This window comes from Streptomyces sp. NPDC001858 (assembly GCF_053594615.1).
Genome location: NZ_JBSFEV010000040.1, coordinates 69,768 through 83,851, shown reverse-complemented (window position 1 = coordinate 83,851; position 14,084 = coordinate 69,768). Strand labels below are relative to the sequence as shown.

14 protein-coding genes and 2 pseudogenes are annotated in these 14,084 nt (G+C 70.3%); 6 read left to right on the top strand and 10 right to left on the bottom strand.

Annotation, left to right across the window (positions count from 1 at the left end; all coding sequences use genetic code 11):
• The first annotated feature begins 632 nt into the window (after positions 1-632).
• Positions 633-1,028, top strand: a complete 396-nt coding sequence (locus ACWCPF_RS37615) for a contact-dependent growth inhibition system immunity protein (RefSeq protein ID WP_451049627.1) — start codon at positions 633-635, stop codon at positions 1,026-1,028.
• 43 nt (positions 1,029-1,071) lie between these two features.
• Here ACWCPF_RS37615 and ACWCPF_RS37610 read toward each other — a convergent pair.
• From ACWCPF_RS37610 to ACWCPF_RS37585, 6 genes and pseudogenes are all read right to left on the bottom strand, one after another.
• A protein-coding gene (locus ACWCPF_RS37610) for an IS5 family transposase (protein WP_451049626.1) occupies positions 1,072-1,937 on the bottom strand; the annotation gives its coding sequence in 2 pieces (ribosomal slippage) (positions 1,072-1,424 and positions 1,424-1,937; 867 coding nt in all).
• Positions 1,938-2,034: 97 nt separating this feature from the next.
• The gene (locus ACWCPF_RS37605) at positions 2,035-2,307 is read right to left on the bottom strand and encodes a hypothetical protein (RefSeq protein WP_451049625.1); all 273 of its coding nucleotides are present in this window, start codon (positions 2,305-2,307) and stop codon (positions 2,035-2,037) included.
• 363 nt (positions 2,308-2,670) lie between these two features.
• Complete coding sequence (gene mobF, locus ACWCPF_RS37600) at positions 2,671-4,164, bottom strand: MobF family relaxase (protein WP_451049624.1); 1,494 nt, start codon at positions 4,162-4,164, stop codon at positions 2,671-2,673.
• A gap of 52 nt (positions 4,165-4,216) precedes the next feature.
• Positions 4,217-4,987: pseudogene (locus tag ACWCPF_RS37595) on the bottom strand (carbamoyltransferase C-terminal domain-containing protein); the annotation flags it as partial.
• Between the two features lie 27 nt (positions 4,988-5,014).
• Positions 5,015-5,173 (bottom strand): hypothetical protein, encoded by a 159-nt coding sequence (locus ACWCPF_RS37590; RefSeq protein ID WP_451049623.1) that lies wholly within the window; start codon positions 5,171-5,173, stop codon positions 5,015-5,017.
• An 811-nt stretch (positions 5,174-5,984) separates the two neighbouring features.
• Positions 5,985-6,335, bottom strand: coding sequence for a hypothetical protein (locus tag ACWCPF_RS37585; protein ID WP_451049622.1), 351 nt, complete (start codon positions 6,333-6,335; stop codon positions 5,985-5,987).
• A gap of 232 nt (positions 6,336-6,567) precedes the next feature.
• Between ACWCPF_RS37585 and ACWCPF_RS37580 the strand changes: the two genes are divergently transcribed.
• Together ACWCPF_RS37580 and ACWCPF_RS37575 are read left to right on the top strand one after the other, a co-directional pair.
• Entirely contained in the window at positions 6,568-6,915 is a 348-nt protein-coding gene (locus tag ACWCPF_RS37580; RefSeq protein ID WP_451049621.1) for a hypothetical protein, read from the top strand.
• A gap of 78 nt (positions 6,916-6,993) precedes the next feature.
• Positions 6,994-7,239, top strand: coding sequence for a DUF3761 domain-containing protein (locus ACWCPF_RS37575; protein WP_451049620.1), 246 nt, complete (start codon positions 6,994-6,996; stop codon positions 7,237-7,239).
• Here the strand turns inward: ACWCPF_RS37575 and ACWCPF_RS37570 are convergent.
• The 4 genes from ACWCPF_RS37570 to ACWCPF_RS37555 form a co-directional block, all read right to left on the bottom strand.
• Positions 7,176-7,529: a hypothetical protein gene (locus ACWCPF_RS37570; RefSeq protein ID WP_451049619.1), complete on the bottom strand. Its 354-nt coding sequence runs from the start codon at positions 7,527-7,529 to the stop codon at positions 7,176-7,178. The two genes, ACWCPF_RS37575 and ACWCPF_RS37570, sit on opposite strands and share 64 nt — an antisense overlap.
• A 172-nt stretch (positions 7,530-7,701) precedes the next feature.
• Positions 7,702-9,024, bottom strand: coding sequence for a UDP-glucose dehydrogenase family protein (locus ACWCPF_RS37565; protein ID WP_451049618.1), 1,323 nt, complete (start codon positions 9,022-9,024; stop codon positions 7,702-7,704).
• An 82-nt stretch (positions 9,025-9,106) separates the two neighbouring features.
• Positions 9,107-10,351, bottom strand: coding sequence for a hypothetical protein (locus ACWCPF_RS37560; RefSeq protein WP_451049617.1), 1,245 nt, complete (start codon positions 10,349-10,351; stop codon positions 9,107-9,109).
• A 65-nt stretch (positions 10,352-10,416) separates the two neighbouring features.
• Positions 10,417-11,709 carry an aminotransferase class III-fold pyridoxal phosphate-dependent enzyme gene (locus ACWCPF_RS37555; RefSeq protein WP_451049616.1) on the bottom strand — a complete coding sequence of 431 codons (1,293 nt, stop codon included), beginning with the start codon at positions 11,707-11,709 and terminating at the stop codon, positions 10,417-10,419.
• 196 nt (positions 11,710-11,905) lie between these two features.
• Here ACWCPF_RS37555 and ACWCPF_RS37550 point away from each other — a divergent pair, with 196 nt between their 5' ends.
• From ACWCPF_RS37550 to ACWCPF_RS37540, 3 genes and pseudogenes are all read left to right on the top strand, one after another.
• Positions 11,906-13,306 (top strand): sporulation protein, encoded by a 1,401-nt coding sequence (locus ACWCPF_RS37550; RefSeq protein WP_451049615.1) that lies wholly within the window; start codon positions 11,906-11,908, stop codon positions 13,304-13,306.
• Positions 13,307-13,361: 55 nt separating this feature from the next.
• A pseudogene (locus ACWCPF_RS37545) lies at positions 13,362-13,618 on the top strand (ATP-binding protein); the annotation flags it as partial.
• Between the two features lie 82 nt (positions 13,619-13,700).
• The gene (locus ACWCPF_RS37540; RefSeq protein ID WP_451049614.1) at positions 13,701-14,072 is read left to right on the top strand and encodes a hypothetical protein; all 372 of its coding nucleotides are present in this window, start codon (positions 13,701-13,703) and stop codon (positions 14,070-14,072) included.
• Positions 14,073-14,084 lie beyond the last annotated feature (12 nt).

Below are 14,084 nucleotides of genomic sequence, written 5' to 3'. Positions count from 1 at the left end.
TCCCACTCTGCATTCGTCAGATCCCCACGGCCCATACAGCCAGCCTGGCCCCCAACATCCCACTCACGTCAGGAGATCCGAGAAACAGCGCCTAGGCCCCGTCAGAGCGCGTACCCTCCAGTGCCCGCAGTGCCGTGAGTTCGCACTCACTCCGACAATGATCAAAGGCGTGCCCGAATGGTGCCAGTCGGACGCCAGCCTCTCCCCCATGTACTGCCACCTCTGCGTCGAGGGCTATGGCGCTCTGGGCCTGGCACTGGGCTACGCCGTCCACGTTCTCGACCGCGCCGCTCCTGACGCCTCGTACGACGGTGACGCCCCGAACCGGTGTCCCGTCTGCAAGATGAGCAGCCTGGTACGAGGGGCCCGGACCGTTGCCGCGCCTGAGACACCTATCGATTTCTGCTTCCATTGCGCAGACGTGATCGATGGGCTGCAAGAGTGCCAGCGCTGCGGCTTCATTTACACCACTGAGCAGGGCCATCGATGCCGACTCGGCAACTGAATGCCTCGTCCATTAGGACGTCGTCCGCCGGGAACGAGCAGTAGGGCCGGGCAGGCCACTGCCGCCAATGCCGGGAGCCCGATCTTGCTCAGACCGCGTTTGAGATCTGACATGGGACGATCGGTCGGTGACTCGACTCGTGAACCGTGACCGCTCCCTTGAGGAGCTCCAGCGCGACCGTTGGTCGGTCCCGTCGGGGGGTGAAACCCGGCTGATGGCGACCGTGCGCCAGCTTCGGCGCAAGCCGATCGGCGGCCTGACGGTTGAGGACATGCGGCTATTGATCAGGCAAGACGTGGGCCTTGCCTATCTCCTGCCCTTGGCGGTGGAGGCCCTCCGGATCGACCCACTGGCGGAAGGCGACATGTACGAGGGTGATCTGCTGGCCGCCGTGCTCACCAGAAGTGCGGAGGTCTGGAGCAAGTCCCCCGAACTCGAGCGGGATGTCCGCCTGATCGTTGCGGAGTTGGCCGACGTGCCGCCTGCCCTGAAACGTGAGGTTGACGGGTTTTTGGCTCTGTAGCCCCGCCGACAGCAGCTACCGCGGCGAGGGGCCGGCAGGTTGTCTACGAGGAGTGCCGCACGAGCGGTCGTGGGCCGGGACGCGTCGCAGCACGGCCCCGAGTGAGCCGGCGGACCATGACGCCGATCATGGCCCATCGGATCATCGTCTCGGCGTGGGCCGGACTGGTCTCGTAGTCCCGGGCCAGGCGCCGGTGGGCGGTGAGCCACGAGAACGTACGCTCTACCGCCCACCGCTTGGGCTGGACTTGGAAGCCGCGCTGGTCAGAGTCCTTGCGGACGATCTCCAGGTCGCGGCCGAGGATCTGTGCGGCCCACTCGACCAGGCGGCCGGCGAAGCCCTGGTCGGCCCAGATCTCACGCTGGGGTGGTCGAGCCTGGTCCACAGCAAGGGCCGCTTTGCGCCGTCGCGGTCCTGGATGCTCGCCGCGACGACGTGGACGGCCAGGAGCAGACCCAGGGTGTCGGTGACGATGACCCTCTTGCGGCCCTTCACTTTCTTGCCCGCGTCGAAGCCTCTGGTGGCCGCGGGGACCGTGTCGGCCGTGCGGACGGACTGCGAGTCGATCAGGCCCGCGCTCGGCTCCACGTCGCGGTCGTCAGCTTCACGGACCTTGCCGCGCAGGGCGTCGTGGATGCGCTCGACGGCGCCGTCGTCGTGCCACCAGGTGAAGTACCAGTACACCGTCGGCCACGGGGCGAAGTCCTTCGGCAGCTGCCGCCAGGCACAGCCGGTCCGCACCACGTAGAAGATCGCGTCCACGATCCGCCGCCGCGGATGCTTCTCCCGACGCCCGCCCTTCGGGCCCACCCGCGTCGGCGGGAGCAAAGGCGCCCAGTTCGCGATCACCAGCCACCTCGGTGACCGGCTGACGGCGGCCAAGCGCAACGCCGAGCGGGCGGTCGGCACGCCGGATGCCGACCGGTGGCCGTGTACGGCACTACGCCCAGGTGCCCGGGGAGAGTTCCGCCCTTGCGGTGTCTTCACCCGACCGAGCGGCAGGCCGTCAGGGGCTGTCGCCGCCCCAGTCCCAGCGGGCCGGATCGCCGGGGCGCGGGTCGTACAGCGCCCGCCCGCCAGGCCCGAACTGCCCGAGATCCGTGAGGAGGGAGACACCGTCGTCGATCTCCTCCGGCCTCCAGCCGGTGATGTCGAGCAGCAGTCCGTCCAACGGCCCGCCCACCAGTTCGGCGTAGTTCCGTCCCGGCTTCGGGCCGGGGTGGTCGTGGTCGGTTCCGTAGATCCGGCCGCGCAGCAGCTGCTCATCGTCGCTGTCCATGCCCTTCAGCCTCGCAGCCGCCACCGACATCCCCGGCGGTGTCTGCGGTGGCGGGCGGGCTGCCACGGCGGGTTCGGCTGGCCGCTGGGGTACTGGTGTGTTCGGCGACGGGGCTGCGGCGGGTACGAGGCCAGGCGTCGGCGGATCTCCTCAACGAGGTGCTGGAGCCGTTGCAGTCGCTCCGGTGAGAGCTCTAGCCGGGTCGGGTCCATCACGGGGCCTCCTTACTCAAGGGGTTGGTCACCGCACCTTCGCCGCCGCCCGCCGGCTGCGGGGCCTGCCCGCCGGTCGCGTCCCGACGGGTGGCCCGACGACTTCGTCCCGTGTCCCGCAGGACGGATCCCGCTGGCCTGCTCCTGGCGGTCACGGCCGCGGGCCCGGTCCACGGCCCTGTCCGTGCTCGGGGCCGGGCTGCTGGTGCTGCTGGCTGCTCGGGTCGGCGGCCGGGGCGTCCTGCGACCCCGGTGCACTGCCGGCGGCGGCCCGGTCCGCCCGCTGGCTGGCGTCCTTGCGCAGTGCGGCGAGGTGCTGCCCGGCGCGACCGAGGCGGCTGAGCTGGTCGGCGGTCAGCTCCAGGGCTTCCAGGTCGGTGCGCAGTGCGGCGACGTCGACGGGGCCGGCCTTCTTGCGTGCGGGCTTCTCCTCCTGGCCGAAGAGGAGCAGCTGCTCGGGCATCGCCGCCTGCTGGTGCGCGAAGACGTCGTACGGGTCGCGGCCCGTACGGCGGGCGGTGCGCAGCCGGGCACTGAGCACGGTGCCGGCGATGACGGCGCGGTCGTGGCGCAGCGGAACGCGCGGGATGTCCCACTCCCCCGGCTCCAGCGGCAGGAGCGGCCCGGCCGGGTCGGCAGGCAGCTCGCGGTCAGCGACGTGGTCGGGAGCGGCGGTCGGCCGTCGCCGTGCGGGAGGTGGGCCGGGTGGTGCCCACCGGGCGGTGTACAGGCGGTAGTCCGGGCTGCGGCCTCGCTCGGTGCGGGCCTCGGTGATGTCGGTGCAGTGCGCGGCGAGCGCGGCGTCCACGATCGTCGCGTCCAGCCCGGGTTCGCGGCGTCGGCCGCGCTGGACGAGGGCGAGGTGACGGCGGGCTTCGGCGAGCAGGTGGCGGCGGTGGAAGTAGCCGTCCTTGTGCATCACGAACACGGTGGCGGTGACGGCGACGGCCGCCAGGCCGACGTCGACAATGGCGGCGACCCGGGCCCGGATCGCTCGGGCTGCCGCGCGGGCGCGCTCAAGGAGGGAGTCGATGAGGTCGGCGCCGGCCGCGAGGAAGGCCCGGGCACTGTCCCGCCAGTCCTCGCGCAGCTGCACGAGGGAACGGGGCTTCGGCTTCGCGGGCCGGGTCTTACGGGCGGCAATCCGGTTCAGCTTCGCCCGCGCCCGCTCGGAGACGACGGGCGCGAACTTCAGGTTGCCGTCGTCGTCGGTGGCGGTGACGTACTCGTGCTCCAGCTCGGTGAGGCAGGCGGCGATCTGCTCGCCACGACGGGCAGTCCAGCGGATCAGCTCGTGCGGGACGCCCGCGACTTCCATGACCGGTCGCCGCCCGGCGGTGACCGTACGCGGCTCGGAGGCCAGCCCCAGCGCCTCGCACGCCTCAGCCATGACGACTTCGTTGTAGAGCGCGGACGCGGCGACCGCCGACTCCAGCAGGGCCTCACTGTGCACCGCGCCCCACACACCATCCGGGCGCAGCCCCCGCAGGGACAGAAGGAGGTGATCGTGCAGCAGCGGCATTCCGGAGCGGGCCTCGTAGTGGCGGAAGCGGGCGGCGACCAGGCCGTGCGCAGGACGAGTGCGGTGGGGACCGCCAGCGCCCTGCCGGATGACGGCGACGTCGTCCTCGATCCAGGCGAGCACCACGGCGATGGCCCGCTCGTGCGCGGCCTCGATCGCCTTCGGTGCTGGCGTGCTCGGCGAGGACGGCCGGCGCGAAGGGTCGGAATGGCTCGCGGTGCTTGATCCGGTGGTTGAGGGCGTCGGCGCTGTCGAGGGTGCGGGGGTCGGCGAGGATGCTGCGGGCCCCCAGGGCGCGGGGTCCGAGTTCGCTGCCGCCCTGGAACCATCCGACGATCTTCCCGTCGGCGATCATCTCAGCGGCTGTACGGGCGATGTCGTTCTCGCGCCGCCACGTGAACGGCCTGCGGCGGCGTTCGACCAGGCCTGAGCGGGGGTCGCGGTGCAGGGCCTGCTCGATCTCCGTGTCGGTGTAGTCACGGCCGAAGTAGTCGCTGGTCAGGGGCCGTCGTGGGAGGTCGCCTGTGTGGCGGTGCCAGGCGTAGAGGGCGCAGCCGAGGGCCTGGCCTCGGTCGGAGGCGGCGGGCGGGGCGAAGTAGCCGGTGACCGTGTCCAGGCGGCGGAGCTTGTCGGCGGCGACGCAGTTGAGGGCGACGCCGCCGGCGAAGCACAGGTTGGGCAGACCGGTGGAGGCGATGGTCTGTTCGGCGAGTGCGTACAGGGCGCGCTCGGTCTGGTCCTGGACGTAGGCGGCGGCGTTGGCGGAGAGTTCGTGCTCGCCGTGTCTGCCGGGCGGGCCGAAGTCGAAGCCGGTGCGTTTGGCGAGGTCGGCGATGCCGGGTGCGTGGGTGCGAGTGAGCCGTCCGTGGACGTGGGTGTCGACGACGTCGAAGAGCGGGGCGAGGTAGAGGCCGGGGTCGCCGTACGAGGCGAGCGCCATGGTCTTGCCGGCTTCCTGTTCGTGCCAGCCGAGTCAGTTGGTGAAGGCCTCGTAGGTCGCGCCGATCCCGCCGGCGCGGGGCCGGGTGGGCGGGTTGCCGCCCAGGCGCTCGATCCCGTCAGGGGTGGCGGCGTAGTAGGTCTCGGTGTCGTTGTTGTTGCCACCGCCGTCGACGACCAGCACAGCCGTCATCCCCGGCGCCCTCCAGTACTACCGCGCGGCCCCGCCGACGGCGACAGCGGCTCGATGCTGCGGGCGTTCGTGGAAGACGACCGGGCCACCATGGGCCCCGAACGCCTCGCCGCCAAGCTGAGCGCGTACGAGCGCCTCCACCGCTACGTGCCCGTGGTCCCGGGGCGCCGGCCGACCGTCCAGGAACCGCCGATTGAGGAGTGGCGGCGGCGCTACCCGACTGACCGACGAAGAGCACGCCCAAAGCCGAACAGCGGGCGCAGGCCTTCATCCGGCCCCATGTCGACGCCATCCACGCCGCGCTCCGGGGCCGTTGAGCAGCATGGACGCGGGTTATCCACAGGCCGGAACGCGATCGGCGGTTCCTCCGTACGCTGCTGCCCAAGTCGATCACATGCTGGACACGGCTTCCGCCGGCGGTGTTCACGGCGATGGAGTCGCCCGCGCGGGCAGTGGAGCGGCTGCTGCGGGAGCCTGCTGCACAGGAGTTGGTGCGGCAGGACCCTGAGTTCGCTCGGATGACGAGCGAGCAGGTGAGCGTCCTGAACGGCCTTGAAGAGGACTGGGTGCACGGGCTGGTGCCCGGTCACAAGGAGCACTCCCTCCGATGCCTCAGGGGAGTGGGCGGTTGCGCGTCGCGCAGGATGCCATCGGGCGTGCCATGCGCAGCAGTTGGCTGTTTCGATCCTGAATACCATCGGCCCCCAGCTGTGCTGGGGGCCGATGGTATTCAGGAAGGGCGGTACCGCTCGCTCGGTCGACCGGTCGGCGCTGGAGACCAAGGCGGCGTACCCCGACGCCGGGGAGGCGGTTAGGGCGTGACCTTCAGCGCCGGCCAGATCTCGGCGATCAGCCCGGGCTTCTGAAGGAGCCTTTCCGCCGTGTCGTGGTACTTCAGGCACCGATTTCCGCTGAAGAACCAGAAGCCGTCGCCACGGTGCGCGACCGCGTCGACCTTCTCGGCGAAGTCGGGGGGCAGGGCGGTGAACACCTCCGCAGTCAGCTGCGGGTTCCTCAGGAGCTCGTCGCTGGTGTCGTGATGCTTCAGGCAGTAGGGGCCGCTGAAGAACCAGAAGCCGTCATTCCGATGGCAGACGGCGTCAATGCCGTCGGCGAACCTCTTGAGAGCCTGACGGCTCTCTTCCTCACTCAGAGTGGCCATGTGGCAGAAAGTAACAGTCTGGTTGTGCATCCCTCGACGGCCATGCGGGTGACGCCAAGTCTGCGCCCGCTGCGCGACCCGGCCGGGGCGATCGATGCGGCGCGGTGTCGGCATGATCAGCCATGGCTGATCAGCGCACGTTCAGTCCTCCCGCTGATGTCCGCGGGATGACTGGTTGGCTGCAGCATGGTTGGCCAGCAGGGCCCGCAGCCGCTCCCCGGGCTCCAGGGCGGTGATCTCCCAGGCCCACGGCGCGCAGCAGCCGAGTGAACTGGCCGCAGCCAACGCCCGCTTCGATGACCTGGTCGCCGGGGGCGAGGCCGATGAAGCGCACCAGGCAGGTGACCAGTCGGTGCGGAATGCCCAGACGGACGCTGTCGTAGACGGCGGCGACCTCGTCGAACGCCGGCTTGTTGTCCCGTCAGCTGCTGGCTTTCACCGCGTATCCCCCACGTTCCTCGGCATACCGATCCTGAACATGGAGCGCTTCCTTGGAGTCGATCACAGGCTGGTTCGGCCGGATGTTCTGACGGATCGAACCTGCGGTGTCTGTTCGGCTACGTCCGTCACGGCCTGGTGACCGGCACCGGCATCTGCCGCGTAACGCCGGGCTGGGGGCGGATCATCGCGTCTCCGGTTCTACGAAAGGGGCTCTTGAATGCTGGCCAGGTTGAAGGGGGCTGTGACGGCAGTCGTCGTCGCAGGGGCGCTGCTGGCACCAGTGGCGTTGGCATCGGAGGCAGCGGCGGCCACATGCGCCCGGCACACGACCGGGGTGTGCAAGGCCAACAGCCCGCATCCGCGCGGCGCGACGGCGAAGTGCAAGGACAGCACCTACTCCTACAGCGCCCACTTCCGCGGCACGTGCTCCAGCCACCGCGGCGTGAAGTACTGGTACCGGTAGGACCCGGCACTTCGCGTCCCGCACCGGCCAGCAAGCCGGAGCGGGACGCACCGCATCCGGGCCGATGTGTTCAGAACGACGGGCACTCCGGTGAGCAGGCCGTGCCCTTCCTGCGCCGGCGCGTCCATCGCGGCCCGGTAGCGGGCAAGCAGTTCGGAGTCGTCCAGCAGTTCGGCGGGCCGCTTGCTCATCCCGTCCACGACGTTGGCCTGACCGCCCGGCGCGGCGAGCAGCAGCAGGTCGCGCCGCCAGTCCGCGTGGATGAGTAGCTCCTCGGATACCCACGCCATCAGGCCCGTCGCCGTGTGGGTCTGCAGGCCGCAGGTGACATGAAGGGAGCGGGTGCACTGGACCGTCGGAGGCCACCGCGGCACCGGTCGCCGGATGAACAGCGAAGCCGGGCCGCGACGGCAAGCCCTTCAGTGGGCACCGTCACGGGTGTCCCACCCGTGACGTGACGGGCTACTTCCCGGGGCGTCCGAGCTGGCGGATCTTCCAGCCCGCCAGACGCCAGGGCTCAGGGTCGAGGGCGGTGCGGCAGTCGACCAGCAGGGCGTTGGCGGGCCGGTCGATGAGGGCGTGGGGGTCGGCCTGCTGGTACTCGGGCCACTCGGTGGCCAGGACCACGACGTCGGCTCCGTCAATGGAGGCCGGCAGATCGTCGGTGTAGTCGAGTTCGGGGTTGCGGATCGCCGCGGTCGCGACGGCCTGCGGGTCGTGAACGATCAAGATGGCGCCGGCCTCCTGGAGGGCGCGGGCCAGGGCGAGGGCCGGGGATTCGCGGACGTCGTTGGTGCCCGGCTTGAACGCGGCACCCCACACGGTCACCTTGGCGCCCTTGAGGGGGCGGTCGCCCAGGGTGCGGGTGATCAGGTTCAGGGCGCCGGCGGTGCGAGATTCGTTGATCTTCTCGGCGGACCGCAGGAGTTCGGCGGCCTCGTCGGCGCCGAGCTGCCGGGCGCTCGCGGTGAAGGCGCGGATGTCCTTGGGGAGGCAGCCGCCGCCGTAGCCGATGCCGGGCCGCATGCCGCCGCTGCCGATGCGGGGGTCGATGCCGAGGATCTCCACGATCTGGTCGATGTCGCCGCCCGCGGCCTCGCACATGTCGGCGAGGGCGTTGGCGTAGGAGATCTTCAGGCCGAGGAAGGTGTTCGCGGCGCCCTTGGCGAGTTCGGCGGTCTGCGGGTCGGTGACGAAGATCGGCACGCCCGCATCGATGATCCCTGCGTAGACGGCTCGAATCGCTTTCTCTCCCTCGGCGGTGGTGACACCGGCGATGAGGCGGTCCGGGCGGAGGGTGTCCTGCACGGCGTGGCCCTCGCGGAGGAACTCGGGGTTCCAGACGACGTCGACGCGGTCACCGGCGGGGGCCAGGCGCTGGGCGAGAGCGGTGACCTGGGCGCAGGTGCCGACGGTGACCGTGCTCTTTCCGACAATCGTGCAGGGGCGGTTGAGGTGAGGGGCGAGTTGACGGATGGCGCCGTAGACCTGCCCGGTGTCGTAGGAGCGGCCGTCGGCGTCGATGGGGGTTCCGACGCCGATGAAGTGGAGGTCGGCGAACTCGGCGGCTTCGGGGATGCTGGTGGTGAAGCGCAGGCGCCCGCTGGTGGTGTGGCGGGCGAGGAGTTCGGGGAGGCCGGTCTCGTAGATGGGGCATTCACCGGCGTTGAGCCGGTCGACCTTGGCCTGGTCGACGTCCACGCCGATGACCTCGTGGCCGAGTTCGGCCATGGCCGCCGCGTGCGGGATGCCGAGGTGACCGCAGCCGATGACTGAAATACGCATCCGTGACTCTCTCCTTGGGCGGGGCCCGCGTGCGGGGCCGGGGGCGAGCCCTGAGGCTACTGGCGTTCCCCGGCCCGCCAGGTCAGCCGTTTTTCGTACTTTTGTTCAGCAGTCGCTCGAGGCCGCAGATCGCTTCGGCGGCCGTTGCGCGTACGACGACGTCACCGCTCTGCGGTGCCTCCAGCGGGTAGGCGAACCAGCTCCCGTCCGGGCGGCGGAACCCTTCCGGGTCGGCGTGGAACACCGTGAGCCCGGCCGCACGGGCCCGCTTGGCCACGTGCCGGCGGTCGGCGTGCAGCCCGACCACGAGCAGGGCCTTCGCGTCAGGGTGGAAGGTGACCGGCGGGATCCGCTGGTCGTAGCGGCGCATGAACGCCTCCTCGAACCCGGCGCGGGCGCCCAAGCCGTCGAAGTTGTTCGTGATGAAGGGCCCCACCATGTGCCCGGCCTCCTCCAGGCGCTTGAGCGCGTGCAGGGCCGGGGTGACCTCGGCGTTGAAACACGCGCGGTACATGTCCGACAGCTCGCCGATCTTGTCCTCCGTGGCGAGGAACATCTCCGTGAGCAGCGGGTCCCGGCCCGGCGCCAGGACGAAGGTGAAGCCCTTGCGGAGCTGCTCGTCCTCGATCTCGTTGACGTGGTAGATCTCGTGGAGGCGGTGCAGCGGCGGGATCCCTGCCTCGTAGGAGACGCCGCAGCCGACCTCGACCTGGAACGGCAGGAAGTCGGCGAGCTGCGCCAGGTCCTCGGCGTAGGCAGGCTCCCCGGGGGTGTCCTTGACCCTGACGCCGTGGATCAAGACCTCCCACGGTCGGCGCCGGATCGCCCTGGGCGGGAACGTGTCGACCGAGGTGAACGTGGTGTCGATGACCTCGTAGCCCTCCGGCAGCCGGCGGCCCGCGCGCAGATCCTCCGGATGCTCTTCCACGCGGATCATGTGGACGCGCACGTCGCCCAGCTCGAACCTGCCCGGCCCGGACTGCTTCCAGCCGCCTTCGGTGAGCATGGCGTGGTTGTGCTCCCACGCCTCGTCGATCTCGTCTCGCGGTGCTGCCACCGAGTGGTACACGTACATCTGCTGCATGGCGAGCGCCGGCGCTCCGGTGGTGTCCACCAGCCCGTACTGGTGCCAGTAGTGGACGATGCGGCGCCGCGCGTCGCTGTCGTCCGTCCAGCCGGAGTTGGAGGCGGTCTCCTTCTGCTGGGTGCGCCGCCAGATGCCCTCCTCCACGAAGCGGGGCCGGTCCGCGGTCACCGCGTAGAAGTCGTGCCACCTGCGGAGCTGTTCCTCATCGAGCTGGTCGATGACCGTGACGGGAAACTGCATGTCGTGTCCTCTATCTCTCTGGGTCGAAGCGGTCCGCCCCGTGTGGGAGAGGAGCGGAGGGCGGGTCAGCCGAGGTTGGCCACCGCATCGGTGAGCGCGCAGGCCAGGAAGTCGATGTCTGCGGTGCTGGAGTTCAGCGGGGGTGCGACGACCAGGCCTTCGCTCCTGGGGTGGCCGGCGCCGGTGAACGGGTAGAAGAAGACGCCGCGCTGCTCGGCCTCTTCCATCAAGGGCCAGAGCAGGCCTGGTTCGACCTCGATCCCGTACAGGTGGCCGAGCCCGCGGACGTCCCGCACCGGCGGCAGGTCGGTCAGGGCGCGCAGGGACTGTCCGAGGCGCTCCCCGCGGGCGGTGAAGGCGTCGTGGTCCATGGCCTCCAGTTCGTCCAGGACGCCGAGGCAGGCCGCCGCCTGGAGCGGGTGGGCGGCCATGGTGCCCATCGCGGGCAGCGGGCCGGCGTCCTGGTGCCTGATCAGCGGTGCGATCTCCGGCGACACCAGCACGGCGGCGACGCTGGTGTATCCGGCGCCCAGGCCCTTGGAGAGGATGCACAGGTCCGGTTCGGCACCCTCCCAGTGGTGACTCGCCAAGGGTGTGCCGGTGCGCCACAGCCCGGTCAGTACCTCGTCGTGGATGACGAGGATCTGCCGTTCCCGGCAGATCTCGGACACCCGGCGCAGGTATCCGTCGGGGGGCACATAGGCGCCGCCGGTGGTGCCGTTGACGGGCTCGATCAGGACCGCGGCCACCTGCTCCGCGCCCCTGTCGTCGATCGCCTTCGCCACCTCGTCGGCGCACGAGGCGTCACACGCGCGCCCTTCGTGGCCGTGCGTCGGCGGGTAGGGCGGGGGGAAGGCCGGACCGAGACCGAGCGTGTCCTGCGGGTGCGGCCGGCGGGCATGGTTCCCGGCAAGGGCGAGGGTGAGCGCGCTCATCCCGTGGTAGCTCAGGGTGGAGGTGAGGATGTCGCCGCGGCGCGCTCCGCTGCGGACCCGCGCGATGTTGCGGGCCAGGCCGATGGCGACCTCCACCCCGAGCGTTCCGCAGGTGACCAGGGCGACGGAGTCCTGAGGACGTCCGACGGCCTGGCACAGGCGGTCCATCAGATCCATCTGGATACGCGGCTGGACGACGGCTGCTCCCCCGTACGAGTAACGGTGGAACTGCTCCTCGACGCGGGCGAAGACGGTGGGGCTGCTCTGCCCGACGTTCACGCAGAGGAGTCCGCTCGATCCGTCGAAGACCTTTCGGCCGTCGGCAAGGTCGAGCCAGGGGCCGCTCGCGCCCACGACCTCCATGCCGGGCAGAGGTCGTGACGACGTGAGCAGCCGTCGGCGGCGTATCGCATTCCGGTGCATGAGACACCCCTCTTTCGAACGGGATTGCGATACCGAAATGAAAGACCGAGACCGTGGCCGGCACAGGCTCACAAAGGGGGCTCACAACGGGGAACAGTCCCCTGCACAGCCGCGGTGGCCACTACGCTCAGTTGCCCCGGCCGGTTCTGCGGGGTGGAGCATCCCGCAGAATCCGGTCCCCGAGGAGGCATCCGGCATGACGCTCAGTGAGGAATCGGCCCAGACCGCGAACACGGCCCTGGCTGAGCTGATCGAGACGGCCAAGATCAGCAAGCACGCGCTGGCCCGCCGCGTGAACGCCCTGGCCGAGGAAGCCGGGGATCCCCGCTCGTACACCCAGACCAGCGTCAAGAACTGGACGCAGCGGGGCATGGTCCCCCGCGAGCCCGTGCCCCGGTTCATAGCCCAGGCGCTGTCCGAACGATTAGGCCGGCCCGTCGACCCGGCCGAGATCGGCATGCCCGCCTCCCGCAGGAGAACCGACGACGTCGGCCTGGACTTCCACCGGGACACCCACACCGCCGTCCACAACGCCGCCCGATACTGGAGCAACGTGCACCGCCGCAACGTCCTCACCGGCGCCTTCGCTCTCAGCGCCTGCACCACACCGCTCACCCGGTGGCTCGCCGTCCCCGACGACCAGGACGCCTCCCACCCAGGGAGCCGACGCGTCGGCCGCCAGGACCTGGACACGCTGTGGGCGGCCGCCGCCCACGCGCAGCGCCAGGACTCCCGGTACGGCGGAGGCACCCGCGAGGCCTCCCAAGCCGACCGCATCCTGCGCGAGCGCGCCATCCCGCTCCTGCACGGCGGCTACAGCGACGCCGTGGGCCGGGAACTGCGTGCCGGCACCGCCGAACTCGCGCGCGTCGCAGGCTGGAGCGCACTCGACATGGGCCGGCACGCCCTCGCGCAACGTCATTTCATCCAGGCCCTCAGGATGGCGAAAGCCGCAGGCAGCATGAACGTGGGCTGCCACGTCCTGACCAACCTGGCCCTCCAGACGACGCTGCGCGGCTACCCCGACGCGGCCGTGGACATGGCGCAGGGAGCCTACGACCGCGCCCGCCACCGAGCGGCACCCCGCGTCCTGGCGTTCGCCCGGCTCATCGAGGCCCGCGCGCACGCCCGACTCGGCGATCGCCGCTCCGCCGCGGCCGCGCTCACCGACTCCGAGCGGCTCCTCCAACGCGCGGACACCGCCCCCGGGAACGAGCCCTCGTGGATCGGCTACTACACGCCGGCCCGGATGAGCGCCGACGCCGTCGAGATCCACCGCGACCTGAACATGCCCGACGCCGCACTGCGCTGGAACTCGCGGGCCACACCCATGTCCTCAAGCGACTACACCCGCTCCGTCGGCTTGCGCATGACCGTCCTGGCCACCGCACACCTCCAGCACGGCGATCTCGACCGGGCCCTCGCCGACGGACAGCGAGCCGTCGTCATCCTCAGCAGCGTGCGCTCCGCCCGCGCCACCGACTACCTGACCGGCGTCGTAAGGGCCATGACACCGTGGCACCGCGACCCCCGAGTCGCCGAACTCTCCCACCACGCCCGCCAAGCCATCGCCCTCAGCACAACCAAACACCCCTGACGGCACCCACCGAGGACGATGCCCTCCGGCCCCGCGATCGACAGCCGTCCCGCTCCTTGCCAAGACCATCGCCCGCTACGGCCGTGTTGACCTTCTCTTCAGGTTTTGACCGAGCGCGAGGAGAAGAGCTCTGTGGCGATAGCCTCCAACGAATCGTTTGGCTGGACAGAAACCTTCACCGACCTCCGACTCTGCGCGGCCATCGTCGACCGTCTCACCTTCGGCGGCAACACCATCGAGACCGGAACAGATTCCTACCGCCTGGCCGTCACACGGGCCCGCGCCGAAGTGGCCGCTGCGGTCACGAGCTGACGTCTGTCCCGGTCACAGGGCTGGGGCCGTTCCCTGCGGATCATCGTCACCAGGCTTGCGCTGGCCTAGGTACGGTGGCGGCATGGCGATGATCCTGCGACACCCCCGGCCTGGATTCACCTGGGACTGGTGGGCAGTCGACACCGAGGGCCTCCTCGTGCAGTTCAGCGACGGGCCCGCCCCCGAGCACCTGCTGGCGCATGTGGACCGCGTCGACGCCGCAGCCACGTGGGCGGAGGAACACCGCCCCGCATGGTTCAACTCTGATCCCCTGCCGCTCCACGCTTTCAGCTGCAACGGCGAGCTGCCGACCTACACCCGGAACGAAGCCCCGGACTCCCCGTTGCGGTTGTCCGACGCACCAGCAGTCATCGCGGCGGTTGCAATCTTGGTCGAACTGAACAAGGCAGTAAGAGATACCTGGACGATCTACCTCGACGAGGGATGGGTCTAGTGTTGCTGCATC

What these genes read in the sequence shown, in the direction of transcription:
- ACWCPF_RS37605 (WP_451049625.1), bottom strand. Translation starts at nt 2,307, where the DNA reads ATGGACAGCGACGATGAGCAGCTGCTGCGCGGCCGGATCTACGGAACC.
- ACWCPF_RS37590 (WP_451049623.1), bottom strand. Translation starts at nt 5,173, where the DNA reads ATGACGGCTGTGCTGGTCGTCGACGGCGGTGGCAACAACAACGACACC.
- ACWCPF_RS37585 (WP_451049622.1), bottom strand. Translation starts at nt 6,335, where the DNA reads ATGGCCACTCTGAGTGAGGAAGAGAGCCGTCAGGCTCTCAAGAGGTTC.
- ACWCPF_RS37575 (WP_451049620.1), top strand. Translation starts at nt 6,994, where the DNA reads ATGCTGGCCAGGTTGAAGGGGGCTGTGACGGCAGTCGTCGTCGCAGGG.
- ACWCPF_RS37570 (WP_451049619.1), bottom strand. Translation starts at nt 7,529, where the DNA reads ATGGCGTGGGTATCCGAGGAGCTACTCATCCACGCGGACTGGCGGCGC.
- ACWCPF_RS37565 (WP_451049618.1), bottom strand. Translation starts at nt 9,024, where the DNA reads ATGCGTATTTCAGTCATCGGCTGCGGTCACCTCGGCATCCCGCACGCG.
- ACWCPF_RS37560 (WP_451049617.1), bottom strand. Translation starts at nt 10,351, where the DNA reads ATGCAGTTTCCCGTCACGGTCATCGACCAGCTCGATGAGGAACAGCTC.
- ACWCPF_RS37555 (WP_451049616.1), bottom strand. Translation starts at nt 11,709, where the DNA reads ATGCACCGGAATGCGATACGCCGCCGACGGCTGCTCACGTCGTCACGA.
- ACWCPF_RS37550 (WP_451049615.1), top strand. Translation starts at nt 11,906, where the DNA reads ATGACGCTCAGTGAGGAATCGGCCCAGACCGCGAACACGGCCCTGGCT.
- ACWCPF_RS37540 (WP_451049614.1), top strand. Translation starts at nt 13,701, where the DNA reads ATGGCGATGATCCTGCGACACCCCCGGCCTGGATTCACCTGGGACTGG.